Origin of the sequence: Rothia sp. P4278, from assembly GCF_048512945.1 — a bacterium.
In the GTDB taxonomy this organism is placed as follows: domain Bacteria; phylum Actinomycetota; class Actinomycetes; order Actinomycetales; family Micrococcaceae; genus Rothia.
The window spans coordinates 441,102-457,438 of the sequence record NZ_JBLXXU010000002.1 but is presented as its reverse complement, the minus strand read 5'-3'; the positions used below and the strand labels follow the sequence as shown (position 1 = coordinate 457,438).

The following is a 16,337-nucleotide window of genomic DNA, read 5'->3' as shown; positions in this document are numbered from 1 at the left end:
GAGACTTCATCTTGAAAAAGGAAAACACATGTCAAAGCGTATCGACGTTGAAAACCTGAACGTGTACTACGGTGACTTTCTCGCGGTAGAAGATATCACCATGGCCATTGAGCCACGAACAGTGACCGCCTTCATCGGCCCCTCCGGCTGTGGCAAGTCAACCTTCCTGCGCACCCTCAACCGCATGCACGAAGTTATCCCCGGCGCCCGGGTCGAAGGCAAGGTCCTGCTCGACGGGGACGACCTCTACGGCAAGGGAGTAGACCCCGTGACCGTGCGCTCGCAGATCGGCATGGTTTTCCAGCGGCCTAACCCCTTCCCCACCATGTCAATCCGTGAAAACGTCTTAGCAGGGGTCAGGCTCAACAACCGCAAAATTTCTAGGAGTGACGCCGATGAGCTGGTTGAGAGCTCGTTGCGCGGTGCTAACCTCTGGAAGGAGGTTAAGGATCGTCTAGATAAGCCGGGTTCCGGCCTGTCGGGCGGTCAGCAGCAGCGCCTGTGCATTGCCCGCTCCATAGCGGTCAAACCTGATGTAATCCTGATGGACGAGCCCTGCTCCGCCCTGGACCCTATCTCTACACTGGCCGTGGAGGATCTTATCAATGAGCTGAAAGAAGAGTTCACCGTGGTGATCGTGACCCACAATATGCAGCAGGCCGCTCGCGTCTCAGACAAGACCGCCTTCTTCAACATTGCGGGAACGGGTAAACCGGGCAAGCTCATTGAATATGCCCCCACCCAGGAAATCTTCAACAACCCCCGAGAAAAGTCCACCGAGGATTACGTCTCAGGCCGTTTCGGCTAAAAAATAAAAGAAGCCCAGCTCCCAGACGGGAGCTGGGTTCCTTTTTTACTCTCCGCGCATCTTGCGGCGTACCCAGCCGCGTAGAGTGGCGTTTTCTTCTGCCTCAATCAGAGAATCAGCCAGCTCCGCGTTCCTACGCTCGAGTTCATCGGCGCGGGCTTGGGCACGGTCGCGCTGGAGCAGACGCTGGTAGTCCCAGGAAAGCGCTCGGTCACTTTCAGCGCGAGCTAGGGAGGCTGCCAGCGAAATCTCGGCAATATCGTCACGAACCAGCAGATTAGTGAGATTCCATTCACCGGTAAAAAGCGTGGGAGTACTGTCTAGATTTTGGATAGTTGGGGCCAGATGGCTACTCTTGTGGGTTAAGACAGTGGATACGGCATCCCACCACTGAGCTGAGAAAGCACTCAGGCGGTTTGTGCGTGCTTGCAGGCTTGCAGAAAGCTCAGGGCGTAGCTGAACTACCTCGTGCAGTGCCTCAAGGGGGGCTGCTGAGTTTAAGAGGGCCAGGGGTATAGCGTAGTTCTCTGCACCGTACTGGCTCATCATTCCTCGTACCCGCATGTCGGTAAAAGCATCGGGTAGCAGGGCTACGAAAGGAATACCCGCTGAGAGGGAAAATACCCCGGGGTGGTAGCGGGTCGAAAAACCGATGTAAGCTCCCCTGTGTACCTGGACGGCGTCGTCTGCATGGACGACCGGTAGCTCAATTGGGTTCGAGAACATGTGTGAGGCAATCTCTCGGTGAACCGCTACATCGCCCTGTTGCTCCTGCTGGGGCTGGCCCATATGGGGCAGGAAGACGGTACCTAGGCCGTACTGGCGGTGCATATCGTCCAGAATCTGACCGATTATCCGGGACTGCCCGGAGTTCAAGCCGTTGAAGGTGGCACAGATATAGTTCTCGGGCAAATCAACAATCGGGCGTCCGGGTAGGGAACGTTGCTTATGCTGGTAGAAAGTAGCGTCATCTGCGATGAGGTTAGCTTTAAGACCGCGGGACAGGGCCCAGCTGTAGGAGCTAGATTCGCGCAGGCCAACGAGCTGGGCTATATCGAGCATCTCGTGCAGAACCTTTGCATCGGCTTCGGTAAGAACCGGTCCCAGAGACTGACCCGAAATAACCAGGGGTATTTGATAGGCCTGAGCGATCAGAGCATAGGCAACCCGCTCGTAGAGTAGCCAGCCATAGGTGGAGTTCATATTGCCGCCACCAGCTATAACTATGCCGTCTACTGCTGATACATTCCGCACAAAATCTGTGATTTCTGACCGTGCTGGTGCACCTGCTAAATGAGCGCGGAGCTCAGCAATATAAAGCTCACGTTCAGCAGGGGGCCAGGGTACCTGCAGAGTTGCCATATAGTCGCTTGCGGACCCAATATATTGCCTGGAATGTTCGACGTCACGGGTTGCGATGACAACATCGAACCCACGGCGGGTCAGCTCGTCAGCGGCTGCAATGCCCATAGCCTCGTCTCCCACATGGTACTGAACCTGCCCTAGATCGGCGAGCACAAGAATACGTGGCATGGTTAGCGGGTTCCTTTCACCAGGCGAGCCAGGCGGGATTTGAGCGAGAGCGCCCGCTCGATGCGGTTAAGCTGCTCTGTGGTGGTACGGGTTATTTCTTCTAACCGGTCCAGCTTACTGTTGATAGCTGCCAGCTCGTCAAGGACACGGTTGGTCAAATCAATATTATGCCCTACTCTGCCATCGACTTGATTTGCTAGGTGTGCCTGGAAGAGGTAGGAGCCTAACCGACCCTGCTGTGAGAGGTCTTCGCGGATAGCCCGCGCACGAACCTGCCCGTCGAAGATATCGTGGAGTATCTGCCCTGCATGGATGCTGTTGGCATTAGAACCATCTGCTTGGGGCCTCTTGGACCAGTGAGCGAGGTTCTGGTCGATAAAGTGTACCGGGTAGCGGGAGGCTACCCGGATATTGAACTCCCAGTCTCCGGTGACGGGTAAGGATTCGTCGTAGTAACCTAGCTCTTCGTGCAGACTCCGGCGGTAGAGGATAGAGATGGGGACAGCTCGGTTGATACGCATGAGGTCTTGAATCGTGATGTCGTTGAGGGAACCCCAGAAAGGCCGTGATTCGATGAATTCTAAGGTGCCCTGATCGGTGATACGTTCGAAATATTCATCAGTGCGTACGGTGACTATCTGCCCGTCGGTTTCTTCCAGGGCCGCTACGGTAGTTTCCAGGAAAGTTGGTTCCCAGAGGTCATCATCGTCATGAATGGCTATATAGGTCGATTCTGTGGCTTTGATGCCCAGATTAGATGCGGCCTCCATACCCTTTGATGAGCCCGAATGGATGACCTGGACCTCCCTAAGGCCCTGAGCTTCTGCCACCAGTTGCTCTACGACTTTACAGTCCCCACCGTCGTTAACGACTGCCACCGTGTAGTCCGTGTAGGTCTGTTCGGCGATATTAGCTAGCGCTCTCCTCAGAAAGAGAGGCCGATCTTTGGTGCGAACGATAATTGCAACTTTTGGCATGGCACTTTCAGCTTGTTTGGGGCGAGGTTCTCTTCCCAATATATCGAATGGTGACTGACTCCGCGATGTTGGGGTTTGCACCTGTTTATGGGGAAAGACCCTGAGCTAAAGCAGGGGTGAGAGAGCCAAGAACAAAACTGCTGAGAGTATGAAGCAGGCCGGCAGAGTGATGACCCATGTGAAAATAATGCGCACAACAATTTTGAGACGCACTGCTGCGAACCGCTGGTTAACCCCGGAGCCTAGAACTGCCGATGCTGATAGGTGGGAGGACGATACCGGAGTGTTCAGGAAGAACTGCAGAAGCACGAGCGCTAAAGCGGTGGAGCTTTGGGCGATAGCCCCTCGCAGGGGGTCAACTCTGACCATCTGGTGAGCGAAGGTGTAGCCGATACGGGAGCTTCCGCGGGCCGTGCCCAGGCCCAACACCATGGCCAGGAAAATCGCCGATATAACGTAGGTCGTTGGAGCGACATCCAGCCCTGCCGAGAGGAGTAGAACCGCGTATATCACCACAGCTCGCTGCCCCGTTTGTACGCCGTGCACCAGGGATATAAGGGAGTTCGCCAGGGACAGGATAATACGGGAGAATCTGTTGACGGTGGCGGGGTAGGTGCCTTGAAGTAACCCGTAGAAAGGGAAAACAGCGGCCCAGGAGAAACAGAAAAGGACAAGGGGAACCAGGATCAGGGGAATGATGAGGAAGGTGGTGAGCGGTTCAGAAAAGGGGTTAAAACGGCCAAGCCCTACTGTTTGTGCTGCCCAGGCAGCCCCCGCAAGGCCACTGATGAGCGCGTGGGTTGAGGACGAGGGCATACGGAACCACCAGGTGATGAGCCCCCACATGACTGCGGCGGTGAGGGTTGCCAGGATCATGCCCAGGCCGGTCTTGCCCTGGGGAACAGTAAGCCAGTGTGTTGTCACCGATCCCAGAGCAAGGCCGGTGAGGGCCATGCCCAGAAAGTTAAAGAGGGCGCTAGTGCGTAAAGCTACCTTGGGTGTGAGCGCTCGTGTCTTGACGGGGATCGCTGTTGCGTTGGGAGCATCGTGAAAACCTGTCACAAAGGTGAAGCCGATGAGGGCTATACAGCTAAGGGCGAAGAGAAGCAGGGTCACTAGGATTCCTGAACGATGATACGACCGATTTCTGTGGCGACGGTGCGCATGGCTTCGGAGGCTTCAACCAACTTATGGATAAACCGCCTAGTTTGCAGATAGCGGCTCTGCTTGTAGCGGCCCTGGATATCGGCATCGTACTCCTCCGCGATTCTTACGGCCTGTTTGGTGATGCGGAGCATGGTTATCCAGTAGTTGTCCATATCGCGCAGGGTGCTGAGTTTGGGGATGATGCCTGTGGTGAGTACGGCCTGACGCTGAATGAGGTCAAGAAGGGTCGCGGCCTTAGGAGAGAACCTGACAATGCCGTAGAGGTGAAGAATATTTGCGGCGGAGGTGAGCTTTTCAACGGCGGTGTTGAGAGAAACAGCGAGTGCGTAGATATCTTCGCGGGCAATAGGTGTGGAGAAGGAGCTACGGACCGCTGTCATGGTTGCTAGAAGCATGTCGAGTGTTTCAGCTTCGTGGGTGAGTGTTCTTTCGAGCAGTTCGGGGTAGCGGCCTTCGGGGGAACCCACCATTTCGGAGAGCAGGGCAGCGGAAGCTGAGACCTGTTCGGAGAGGCCGGCAAGGGCTTTTAGCGAAGTGTTTTCTTGGGGGAACATGCGCTGGAGCATTTGCCGTTTCTCCTGATGATGCTGTCTGGTCTGCTTGTGCTTATGGTACCGCCAGAAAGTTAACAAATGCTGGGGTGGCGCTACCCTTGGGCACGCAAAAGCCGGACAGCCAGCCCAAGAGGGTGGTGCCCGGCCTAAGCCGTATGAAAGTTGAGGGATGCCAGGCTGGGAGCGCCTCTCGGCGGTAGGCCGCTCGAAGCGGCTAAAGATTTGGAGCCCGGGGCTACCTTAGCAGCCTGACATCTTGTAATACATCTTTCTCCTCTGCGGTGCCTCTGTCAAGCTGTGTACGGGGTCTTTGTGGGGCCTCTAGTGAAAGCAGAAGCGGCCGCTTAGTGCAAGTTCTTCTCTCCTGTGTCACCAGTGTGTGGCGGGGGCTAAATATTTGGGTAATAAGCTGGGTTACTATTGACTAAGAATGTGATGTACGACATTGTTATTGTACGCTCGCACTTTTACACACCGTGAATCACTGATTCAAAGGAATCCTTCAATGAATGAAAAATACACACCCAAGAAGGTAGCTCGCGCCAGCGTGGCATCTGTCCTGGGCTTGGGTATGGCCCTAACTTTGGGTCTGCCCGCAGCAAGTGCCCTAGAAGATGCCCGGCTCTTCCAGGGCTCGGTAGACGATATGGTGCAATCTGGCCATCAGATTGGCGACCAGGTTATTAGTCCCTCCATGCAGGCCGCTGAAGGCCAGGTGAGCGTCTTCGTCCAGTTCCGCGGTAAGGGAGCTTACGAGAGTACTCAGCCGGACTCTGTTCTGCAGGGTGAGCAGGCAACTGCCGTTGACGCTCAGGCGCAGGTGCAGGCTATTGCCGCAGCTGTTGAAAAGCAGGGTCAGTCAGCTGCAGCTGCCGCAGGTGCAGATGTTATTTACACTGCCCACAACACCGTACGCGGTGTTGCCTTGCGCGGTGACGCCGCTAAGATTCGTGAGCTTGCCTCGCGTAGTGATGTAGTTAAGATTTCCCCCATCGTTGCCAAGTACCCTTCAAATGTCGGCTCAGCCATTGATACCAAGGCCATTGCCTCCTGGCAACAGACCGGTTTCACCGGTGAAGGTGTCAAGATCGCTGTGATCGATACCGGTATCGATTACACCCACACCCAGTTTGGTGGTCCCGGTACCAGCGAGGCTTACGCTAAGGCTTCAGCTTCGAGCGAGATGCCAGCGGCAGATTCTGGCCTCTACGACCCCGAGAAATTTATTGGCGGTTATGACCTAGCTGGTGATGACTACGGCAGTAAAACTCGCGTCCCTCAGCCAGACGGTAACCCCCTAGACTGCAAGGCCGCCGGTCACGGTACCCACGTTGCTGGCACTGCAGCTGGTTACGCGGTCAACCCCGACGGTAGCACCTTCAAGGGTGACTACACCAAGATCACAGAAGACCAGATGCGCGATATGAAGATCGGTGCTGGCACCGCTCCCGGTGCTCAACTTGTTGGGCTGCGTGTCTTTGGCTGTGAGGGCTCAACCGATCTGACGGGCCTGGCTCTTGACCGAGCATTGGACCCTAACGGCGACGGTAAATACGATGACCGTGTTGATGTGGTCAACATGTCACTGGGCTCCGACTTTGGTGCCATTGATGACCCTGAGAACGCCATGGTTGATGCTCTGACCCGCTATGGAATTCTAAGCGTTGTCGCCGCCGGTAACTCTTCAGCAGCTAAGGGTAATGGGGACACCTACTCTGTCTCCGGTAACCCAGCAAACGCTGTATCCGCCCTGGCGGTAGCCAACTCGATTGGTTCGACTACCTATGTGGATAAGGCAGAGGTAACGGCTCCTAGTGACCTTGCTGGCCAGGTAAAGGGCTCCTACTCGGTTAGTTTCGATTATGCCGCTGCTTCTGAGGAAGAGCTTAGCGGCACCGTTGTCGCAGCGCCCGAGAATAACAAGTTTGCCTGTGACGCATTCCCCGCAGGCACTGATTTTGGTGGCAAGTGGGTCTTTATTGATTGGACCGATAACTTCGAGACCTTCCCCTGCGGCTCTAAGGTCCGTTTCGACAACCTAGAGAAGGCAGGAGCCAAGGGCGTTGTCCTGGCTTCTAACCTGGAGATCGAAAATATCGGCATTGCCGGTAACGCAACAATCCCCGGTATCCGCCTCAGCAAGAGTGATGCCGAGAAAGTTCGCCCGGCAGCCCAGGCCGGCAACCTAAAAATTAAGCTCCAAAGCGACTGGGTGGGTTCTCTGGTTGTAGACTCAGAGCAGTTTGACCGGGTCAATGAATCCTCAGGTAGGGGCGTTCACGGCTCCCAGGGCTTCACCAAGCCCGATGTTGCCGCCCCCGGTACCAACATTGGCTCAGCAGCCGTGGGTAGCGGTAACGGTAAGGCTATTTTCACCGGAACTTCAATGGCTAGCCCCCACGTAGCCGGTATCGCCGCTCTGGTCTACCAGGCTCACCAGAACTACTCAGCTCCCCAGGTCAAGGCCGCGATCATGAACTCTGCTGTTCACGACCTGAAAACCGCTGACGGTGCTGTCCAGTCCGTTGAGCGTGTAGGCTCCGGCCGCGTTGATGCTCTCCAGGCCGTCAACCAGAATGTGCTGGTCTATAACTCAGACACCCCCGCGCAGGTTTCCGAGAGCTTTGGTGTGGTTGAGGTCCTCCCCACGGCCGGTGTTCAGAGCTACACCCGCGACCTGACCGTAGAAAACTACGACTCAGTAGCTCACACCTACGCACTGTCCTTCGAGGCTTCCTCAAAGACTCCCGGTGTCACTGTCTCTACCCCCGGTAGCGTCACCGTTCAGCCCGGCCAGAAGGCACAGGTAACTGTGACTGTGACTGTTGATCCTGCTCAGCTGGCTAAGACACTTGACCCGGCAAGTAGAGCTGAACAGCTTGATTTTGCCCGCCAGTATCTGAGCATTGAGTCAGGTCGCCTGCTCCTGACTGAAGGTGATCAGCAGACCCGTCTGCCTATTCAGATCGCTCCTAAGCCTGTTGCTGATATGAAGGCTGCATCCTCAAGCATTGAATTTGCTAACGATGCAAGCCAAGCAAAGATCGACCTTGAAGGTAGCCCTGTAGATCAGGGCGGTTACACCTCCCTGGTTGGTGCCTATCAGCTGGGCGCTAAGAGCGACCGTATTCAGAGCTCACGTCTTGGTGCTCTGACCAGCCAGCGCGTTGACCTGCAGTACGTGGGCGCTTACAGCAACGTTCCTGAGCTCGAGGCCTCCGGCGGAGATGTAGCCAAGGACGGCATCATGACCATCGGCCTTTCAACCTGGGCTAACTGGGAAAACCTCACTCCGACTACAGCAGTAGAAGTGGGAATCGATCTGGACGGTGATAACCGTGCTGACTACGTTGTGATGACACAGCGCCTCCCCGGCCTGGACTATCCGCTGGTTTACACCACCGGCTACGATAAGGGTCAGCTGACTCTGCTGGATGTTCAGCCCCTTAACGGAGCCTTAGGTGATGTTGATACCAACACCTTCGATAGCAACGTCATGGCGCTACCTGTTAAACTGTCGGCTATTGGTTTGGATGAAGCTAAGGCCAAGAACCTGCGCTATTCTGTCTCTACCTACTCCTGGTACGAACCATCCACCGTGGACCAGACCGACTGGATTAGCTACAACCCCTACTCACCTGAGCTCACTTTCTCTGGTAAGAGCTCAGATGCCCAGGGCCTGTTTGTCGATGCACCCGATGCCGACATCACCGTAGACCGCCAGGGTCCCGGTAGCGCTACAAACAATGAGGCCTTGCTCCTGCACTTCCACAACGCCAGCGGTGACCTAACCGGCACCAAGAGCGGTGAAGATGGCGCTAAGGCTGAGGTCCTCAACGTCACCGAGACTAGCCCCTCCGTAGTTGAGGGCAAGCCCCGTTTCACCGATGTGAAGCCCGGCGACCAGTTCTACAAGGAAATCTCTTGGCTGGCTGACCAGAAGATCACCACCGGTTACCCCGATGGCACTTTCCGCCCGCTGAACAAGGTTGAGCGCGGCGCTATGGCAGCCTTCTTCTACCGTATGGCTGGCTCACCCCAGTACACCGCACCCAGCGAATCACCTTTCTCTGATGTACCTACCAGCCATCAGTTCTACAAGGAAATCGCCTGGATGCACGATATGGGTATCACCACCGGTTACCCCGATGGCACCTTCCGCCCCCAGGCTAACGTCAACCGTGACGCTATGGCAGCCTTCTTCTACCGCATGGCCGGGGAACCTGCCTACGCGGCACCGGCTGATTCTAAGTTCAGCGATGTGAAGCCCGGTGACCAGTTCTACAAGGAAATCTCCTGGCTGAACTCGGTTGGCATCACCACCGGCTGGGAGGACGGTAGCTTCCGCCCCGTCACCCCGATTGCCCGTGATGCTATGGCAGCCTTCATCTACCGTTACGACCAGAACGTAGTAAGCCGCTAAGGCCGCCTAGGGGCTAGCCGGTAAAACTTTTACCGGCACCCCAGCAGGTAGATAGGTGAGGGGTCCCGGCCCGCTAGAAATAGTGGACCGGGGCCCTTTGCCGTGCCCAGAAAGTAAGCCAGGCAGAAGCTATTGCCTACAAGGTAGGGCGAACGGCTAGTCGAGGGTGCCCGCCCGCCAGAGCGCAGCGGCTTCTTCAAGTTCCCCTGCCGTACCCAGGAGCTTGCGGGCCGCGGTGCGGAGCCGCTGAGCTCGGCTTGCCCCTTCGGCTTTGACCTCGGGGGAGGGCAGATGGAGAGGATCTGCGCTGTGCCTGTGACCGTGGTCGGTAAGCGACTGTCCGTGCCTTAGTTCTAGGGCAATATCGTCCTGCCCCAAGGAGAGTACTCGGCAAAAAGCGGCAAAGCGTTCCAGCGCTATATCAAAATCACCGGTATAGGCACCGGCCAGAATGGCATCAACGGTGGAGCAGATTTCTTCGGCAGTCGGAGGTGAGGGCACACCAGCGAGGGCCTGGGCCAGGTAGTTGGAGTGCATACCGCGCTCGTAGTAGTAGCTCATGAGCTGAGCGTTTGCGCGGATGATGCCGCGTAGGGCGTAGATACGCCAGAGGGCCCCTGCCACCGTCACGGGTGCAGCTTGTGCCCAGAGCTGGGCGACCGCTTCGATGCCGAACTCGTCGGTAAAGTGCACCAGCCGTTTGGTGACGGAGGGGTCTTCGTTAGCCCGGCCGCGGGCAAGAAGAGCGCGGGCGGAGGCTTGGGCGGCGGCTGTGAGGTCTTCTGGGCTGGTGTCGCCTTGGAAGCGCTCGAATTTTTCGGTGGAGAACTTGATGGGGCGGTGAAAGCGGGCGGCTGACATAGCTGCTAGTTTAGCCCTAGTTGCTGGGTGCCTGCCGAGCGGATGGCCCAGCAGGTGAATAAGGTTTTGTGGGTACGGTGCTCAGCGTGTATAGTGGTAAGCGCTGAGTTCGTCTCAGTGGAGCGCCTTTAGCTCAGTTGGTAGAGCATCGGACTTTTAATCCGTGGGTCGTGGGTTCGAGCCCCACAGGGCGCACAGCTAAACCCCGGTCTTCCTAGGAAGACCGGGGTTTTCTTATGCTTGGGCTGGTAGTGCGCCTGTTCCTGGAGCTAGTTAGCTTTCAACACGCATTTTATCGCTCCACGGGGCGTACCCCCGCGGGGTCTTCTGCCCCGTACTCAGCCCAGGAACCGTCGTAGACGGCAATCTGCTGGTAGCCAGAAACATAGGCGGCCAGGGCATCCACGCAGGCGGTGACACCGGAACCGCAGGTGAAAATCAGTAGCTCTTTGCCATCGGCAACCTCATCGACAGCCTTTTTAACTTCATCGGGCTGACGGAACCTGCCCCGTTCATCGAGCAGGCTGGTGAAAGGTAGATTGACAGAACCGGGGATATGCCCGGCCCGTAAACCGGGGCGCGGTTCCGGTGCCTTGCCGGCAAAACGCTCAGCGCTGCGGGCATCAATAACCTGTGCTGAATCGTGACCCGCCATGGCCTTGGTGGTCAGGGCATCCACGAAAATCTCTCGGTCTTCTGCAAGGAAAGAGCCAGGGACGAAGGGGCCACGATCTAGAGGGAGCTGTTGGTAGCCAGCTTCTACCCAGGCGGGTAGGCCGCCGTCCAGAACAGCCACGTTGTCAAAACCCATGGCCACAAACATGAACCAACCACGGGCGGCAGAGAACATGCCCTGCCTGTCATAGACCACCAAAGCTGAGTCCTTGTTAATTCCCAGAGCCCGTGCCCTGTCTTCAAACTCGGGTGCACTGAGCATGGTGTGAACGCCTTGGGAGGCGCTGAATTGACCGTCAATATCGAAAGCGCGGGCACCGGGGATCCCCTCGCTTGCTCCTGCAAAGTCACCGACCGACGCGTCCAGAACAATCAGGTTAGGTGCCGTTAGATGAGCGGCAAGCCACTGTGCCCCTACGATAGGGAAGGTCAGCTTAAGAGGTGCAGTCGCTACAGACATAGTGTTCCTTTGCTCAGTGGAAAATCCTAGGGACCATACTACCGCCCCGAAAAGATAAAACCGTGGACTAGACTTTAATCCAGCAATTCCGCAACCCCCTTAGGCGTGCCAGAGTAAGAGAGCACGTCAGCACCAGTAGAAAGCCAATAGATGCCTATTCAGCACCCCAGCCATATTACCGTTCTGACTACCGGGGGGACCGTGGATAAAATCTACTCCCTAGAGGGGGAACTTATTATTGGCCCGCCCAGCGTTCCCGAGCTCCTGGGCCCTGTGCTCAGCGACATCAACTTCACGGTACAGAGTGTGCTGAAACTCGACAGCCTGGACATGACCGATCGGGACCGCGCAGTTCTTGCCTCCGCTCTCGAAGCGGTAGAGACCCAGCACGTCATGATCACCCACGGTACGGACACTATGCCCGAGACTGCTCGCTACCTGCAAGCGAACAAAAAGGCACAGGGCAAGGTCGTTGTGCTCACCGGGGCCATGCAACCGGCTTCTATGCGGGCCTCTGACGCCAGCTTCAACCTGGGGTCAGCGGTAACTGCCCTGGGGCTTTTAGAACCTGGTATCTACATTGCTATGAGCGGGCGAATCTTCCCCGCGACCACAGTCCTTAAAGATAAGGCGCGGGGAATCTTCACCCAGGGTAACTAAACCCTACCGGGGGCGTGGCCTAGACAGCCCGGCCCGGTGTCAGAATATTGTTGGGATCCAGCGCCGCCTTAATGGCGCGCTGGGCCGCAAGAGTAGCCGGGCTGAGCTGTTCGAGCATGCCCTGCATCTTCAGAGAGCCGATGCCGTGTTCACCGGTGACGGTACCGCCTAATTTGAGCGCTTCAAGGCCGATTCTGTCTAAGAGCTCGTGGGCCTGTGCCTGGCCTTCCTCCCCATCTGCTGAGTAGACAGCCGGGTGTAGGTTGCCGTCCCCTGCATGGGCAGAGATTGTGACTTTACGGCCGTACTCGGCTTCTAGCTCCCGGATTTTTGCTACGAAGAGGGAGAGCTTCTCTAGCGGTACGCCAGTGTCACCAAAGACCAGGTAGCCCTCTGCAATGGTGGCTGAATGAACCAGTCTGCGGGTTTCCATGAGATCTAGCCCGGGTAGAGCGGCAGTCTCAATCGCACCACCCTGAGCACACCGCTGTGCAAAGGCCTGAGCCTGTTCTAGGGCACGTGGCCCGGTGGTTTTACCCATGACGATAGCGGCCTTCGGAATGGTCAGACCCCTGCTGTGGTGCTTCTCAATCATGGTCGCTGTCTCGGCATCTACAAGTTCCAGGCTTTCGGGCTTCTCCTGGCTGGAGGCAATGGCAATGATGGTATCCGTGGCCTCTTCAAACGAATCAAAGTGTGCGGAGAAGGTTGCTGGCTCCCCCTCAGGAACAGGCTTGAGCCGGACCGTCGCCTGGGTAATAACACCCAGGGTGCCCTCCGAACCCACAAAGAGCTGGGTCAGGTTAAGGCCGGTGACATTTTTAGCTGTACGGGCACCGGTATGAATGACACTGCCGTCGGCAAGAACTACTTCAAGGGCTACAACCGAGTCAGCGGTAACACCGTGAGCAAGACAGCGCAGTCCGCCGGCGTTGGTGGCAATGTTACCGCCTACCGTTGAGATAGCCGCCGATGCCGGGTCCGGCGGGAAGAAGAGCCCGTGTTCCTGGGCAGCCCTATCTAGATCAGCTGTAATGACACCTGCCCCAACTACCGCCAGGCGGGCCAGCGGGTCAAGAGACAGGGAAGTCATTTTTTCCACCGAAAGCACCAGGCCGCCGGCGTAAGCAACTGCCCCACCCGCTAGCCCGCTACCGGCACCGCGGACCGATACCTTAACCCCGTGCCGGTTGGCCCAGGCCAGGGCGGCAGAAACATCCTGGGTGGACTCAGCCAGCAGGACGGCCAGCGGTAGCTCGGGTGTGGCTTCGGAGTCATCTTCCGGGTAGCGGTCAAAGTCAGTTGGGTCAGTGAGTACAGTACAGGAAACGGACTGAACTAATTCTTGGAGTAGTGCGGACATCTTTGTTCTTTCTCTCTTGGAGCTATATCACTCTTAGTGTAGGTTCTAAGAGGAAGCTTGTGCGCATATCCAGACCTTTATGACATGGTCCGGCCTAGCCCCTCGGTGCAGGTGCCGCCAGAGAATAAGGGAACAAGCAGAAAAGGAAGCTAAGGAGCAGACTCGATGTCAGATCAGCCTAACTACACCTACCCTAATCAGCCTCAGCCGCCCCAGTACACCGGCCAGTACCAGCAGGCCCCCCATACTGGGCAGTACCAGCAGGGGTCAGCTCCCGGCTACGCTCAGGCTTATGGCCAGCAGCTCCCCGAACACATGGAGAAGCCACTGGTTCCCAAGGTACTTAAAACTGCGGCTCTTCTGGTGTACTTCATGGCGGGCTTATCTATTATCTCTGAGCTGTTAGGTGTCTTCTTCTACCAGGAGATCCAGGCACAGGCAGCGGATCGTTTTGCCTCTCTCTTGGGCGTTACCGATTTCCAGAATGGGGTAGCATCACAGGACGCCTTTGAGACACAGGTACAAACGGTAGGCACGGTCATAGGGCTATCTTTCTCCCTACTTATTAACGGTGCGGTTGCCTTCATGGCCTACCTCATGGTCAAGGGCCATAACTGGGCGCGTATCGTACTGACCATCTACACCGCACTGACTGCTATGGAGGTCTTCGGTGTAATCCTGTGGTTCGTCTTCTTCCACTGGTCCATGCTCGTAAGTTTTCTGGCTGCTGTACTGGCAATCGCTGCCCTCTGCTTTTTCTGGCAACGCCCCGCGAACGAGTACATGCAGCGCAGCCGTATCTACAAGCAGTGGGTTCAGCAGCAGTCCTACCTTGCTTCTCGCCCCTAAAAGCAGCCCTGTTTGCTGTTAGGCAGGGTTGAAAGGCCAGGCGACCAGTAAACTGGTGGGGTAAGCTCCCAAGCATGTGCTCCTTCTGCCTGTGAGCGCGCTGGTATTTGCCAGCGTCAGACAGGGGAGCACAGTATGCTTGGGCACACCCCGGAGGCTAGTTCAAGAAGAACCGGCACCCCTACCAAGGAATCGAAAAGCGAAACGTAGCATGGGCAAGACGAGCAGGGTCATTTATCAACCGCGTGAGGCGGTGGATTATCGTCTCATCGATATGGCACCCTATATCCAGTCAGGACGACTCGTGCCCGTTGGTGCGCGAAGCAAACTGAGCCTCTACCTCAAAGACCTCTGGGGGCGCCGTAGCTATATCTGGTACGACTCCCGGACCAAGGTCAGGACCCAGAACAACGAGCACCGGCTCGGTACCCTCTGGCTTCTGGTCAAGCCCCTACTCGACATCGTTTTTTACGGCCTGCTCTTTGGTGTAGTGCTCAAAGCATCGCGGGGTATAGATAACTACCCGGCATACATCATCATCGGTGTTTTGATGTTCCAGTACATCTCAAGCGTTATGAATAACGCTGCCGGCGTGATGAACCAGAGCAAGCCCATGATGAGGGCTTTTTCCTTCCCCCGCATGGCGATACCGCTCTCGATGCTGGTGCGGCAGACTCTACAGATGGGCCCTATCCTTGCGGTTATGATTGTGGGTCTTATTGCTATCCCGCCCCACCAGTACCCCTCACTGACCTGGGCCATGTTTATCCCGGTTTTTGCACTTAACTCAGTCTTCCTTTTTGGGCTGTCGCTGATTATTGCCCGCTACGCATTTATTCTGCCCGATATTAAACAGCTCTTGAGCTTTGTGACCCGCGTACTCATGTACGGTTCGGGCATTATCTTCCCCATCGAACGGTTCGTGAACCACCCCGTTTTGGCCCAGGTAATTCAGGCCAACCCGGTCTACATTTTTATTGACCTGTACCGGCAGGTCCTACTCAACAACAGCTGGGGCTCACTTGAATCGTGGGCCGGTGCAGGTGCTTGGACGGTTGGCACCCTGCTGGTGGGCTTCTTCATTTTCTGGCGTGCAGAGGAGGTGTTCGGCCGTGAGCTCCGCTAACCAAGAGAAGCTGGGGAGCTTTGCCCCCGGTAAACCCTACGACGATGACCGCTTCCTGCAACCGAATATCGTGGTCAATAATCTTTCCGTTGATTACAAGGTATCGGCCGGACTTTTTGGCCGCCGCAAGCAAGAGACAGTACACGCCCTGCAACCCTTTTCTTTTGCGGCCTTTGAGGGCGAGTTCATCGGGCTGGTAGGGCGCAATGGCTCGGGCAAGAGTACCCTGCTCAGGGTTATTGCCGGCCTTGAATCGCCCACGACCGGCACGGTTTACGCTTCGTCTCGGCCTTCTCTTGTAGGTGTGAGCGCAGCCCTTAACCCGGAGCTAACCGGGCGGCAGAACATCATTCTAGGCTGCCTGGCTATGGGGTTGAGAAAGAATCACATTGATGAGGCCATGCAGAAAGTCATAGACCTAGCGGGCATCGGTACCGCTATCGACCGGCCCATGCGAACCTACTCATCGGGCATGGGCGCCCGCCTGCGCTTCGCTATTTCGCTGGCGGCCAAGCCCCGCATCATGCTGGTTGACGAAGCCCTCTCCACCGGTGATGCCGCCTACGCAGAACGCTCAGCCCAGGCCATGAAAGAGGTCCTCGACCAGGCTGGAACGGTCTTCCTGGTCACCCACGCTGCCCAGACCATTGAAGAGCTCTGCAACCGCGCTATATGGCTGGACTACGGCGAGTTCGTCATGGACGGTGACGCCCGCCAGGTAGCCCGCAAATACCGCTGGTTTGCTCACAACCTAGCTCAGGGAAACAAGGAAACAGCCGCCCAGCTCCTTGCTGAGGCCAAAGCTCTGGGAGCACAGGGGTATGTTGCGGATAGCCCCGAAGAGACAGACGAGCGCTAAACCGTCACAGATCCCCCCACCA

General features: G+C 56.7%; 13 protein-coding genes and 1 tRNA gene. 7 read left to right on the top strand and 7 right to left on the bottom strand.

The features are described from left to right. Positions 1-28: 28 nt before the first annotated feature. Positions 29-808 (top strand): phosphate ABC transporter ATP-binding protein PstB, encoded by a 780-nt coding sequence (pstB, locus tag ACN085_RS06165; protein WP_419099033.1) that lies wholly within the window; start codon positions 29-31, stop codon positions 806-808. 45 nt (positions 809-853) lie between these two features. On the opposite strand, the gene ACN085_RS06160 is transcribed toward pstB, so the two are convergent. From ACN085_RS06160 to ACN085_RS06145, 4 genes are all read right to left on the bottom strand, one after another. Next, positions 854-2,341, bottom strand: coding sequence for a polysaccharide pyruvyl transferase family protein (locus ACN085_RS06160; RefSeq protein WP_419110926.1), 1,488 nt, complete (start codon positions 2,339-2,341; stop codon positions 854-856). A gap of 2 nt (positions 2,342-2,343) precedes the next feature. Beyond that, positions 2,344-3,318: a glycosyltransferase family 2 protein gene (locus ACN085_RS06155; protein ID WP_419110925.1), complete on the bottom strand. Its 975-nt coding sequence runs from the start codon at positions 3,316-3,318 to the stop codon at positions 2,344-2,346. Between the two features lie 105 nt (positions 3,319-3,423). After that, positions 3,424-4,434 (bottom strand): inorganic phosphate transporter, encoded by a 1,011-nt coding sequence (locus tag ACN085_RS06150; RefSeq protein ID WP_419110924.1) that lies wholly within the window; start codon positions 4,432-4,434, stop codon positions 3,424-3,426. Beyond that, complete coding sequence (locus tag ACN085_RS06145) at positions 4,434-5,051, bottom strand: DUF47 domain-containing protein (protein ID WP_419110923.1); 618 nt, start codon at positions 5,049-5,051, stop codon at positions 4,434-4,436. Before ACN085_RS06145 ends, ACN085_RS06150 begins: the two co-directional genes overlap by 1 nt. Before the next feature lie 493 nt (positions 5,052-5,544). Here ACN085_RS06145 and ACN085_RS06140 point away from each other — a divergent pair, with 493 nt between their 5' ends. Then, positions 5,545-9,462 carry a S8 family serine peptidase gene (locus ACN085_RS06140; RefSeq protein ID WP_419110922.1) on the top strand — a complete coding sequence of 1,306 codons (3,918 nt, stop codon included), beginning with the start codon at positions 5,545-5,547 and terminating at the stop codon, positions 9,460-9,462. A 156-nt stretch (positions 9,463-9,618) separates the two neighbouring features. On the opposite strand, the gene ACN085_RS06135 is transcribed toward ACN085_RS06140, so the two are convergent. Next, on the bottom strand, positions 9,619-10,323 hold the full coding sequence (locus tag ACN085_RS06135; RefSeq protein ID WP_419110921.1) for a histone acetyltransferase: 705 nt from the start codon (positions 10,321-10,323) through the stop codon (positions 9,619-9,621). A gap of 122 nt (positions 10,324-10,445) precedes the next feature. Between ACN085_RS06135 and ACN085_RS06130 the strand changes: the two genes are divergently transcribed. Next, positions 10,446-10,518, top strand: a tRNA-Lys gene (locus tag ACN085_RS06130). Positions 10,519-10,615: 97 nt separating this feature from the next. On the opposite strand, the gene ACN085_RS06125 is transcribed toward ACN085_RS06130, so the two are convergent. After that, positions 10,616-11,458, bottom strand: a complete 843-nt coding sequence (locus tag ACN085_RS06125) for a sulfurtransferase (RefSeq protein WP_419110920.1) — start codon at positions 11,456-11,458, stop codon at positions 10,616-10,618. Between the two features lie 150 nt (positions 11,459-11,608). On the opposite strand from ACN085_RS06125, the gene ACN085_RS06120 reads away from it, so the two are divergent. Next, positions 11,609-12,118, top strand: a complete 510-nt coding sequence (locus tag ACN085_RS06120; protein WP_419099044.1) for an asparaginase domain-containing protein — start codon at positions 11,609-11,611, stop codon at positions 12,116-12,118. 19 nt (positions 12,119-12,137) lie between these two features. Here ACN085_RS06120 and ACN085_RS06115 read toward each other — a convergent pair whose 3' ends face one another. After that, a complete protein-coding gene (locus tag ACN085_RS06115) occupies positions 12,138-13,481 on the bottom strand; it encodes an FAD-binding oxidoreductase (protein WP_419110919.1) in 1,344 nt (447 codons plus the stop codon). 165 nt (positions 13,482-13,646) lie between these two features. Between ACN085_RS06115 and ACN085_RS06110 the strand changes: the two genes are divergently transcribed. From ACN085_RS06110 to ACN085_RS06100, 3 genes are all read left to right on the top strand, one after another. Beyond that, the gene (locus ACN085_RS06110) at positions 13,647-14,330 is read left to right on the top strand and encodes a hypothetical protein (RefSeq protein WP_419110918.1); all 684 of its coding nucleotides are present in this window, start codon (positions 13,647-13,649) and stop codon (positions 14,328-14,330) included. Positions 14,331-14,541: 211 nt separating this feature from the next. Beyond that, a complete protein-coding gene (locus tag ACN085_RS06105) occupies positions 14,542-15,456 on the top strand; it encodes an ABC transporter permease (protein ID WP_419104184.1) in 915 nt (304 codons plus the stop codon). Then, a complete protein-coding gene (locus ACN085_RS06100; RefSeq protein WP_419110917.1) occupies positions 15,443-16,315 on the top strand; it encodes an ABC transporter ATP-binding protein in 873 nt (290 codons plus the stop codon). Before ACN085_RS06105 ends, ACN085_RS06100 begins: the two co-directional genes overlap by 14 nt. The last annotated feature ends 22 nt before the right edge of the window (positions 16,316-16,337 follow it).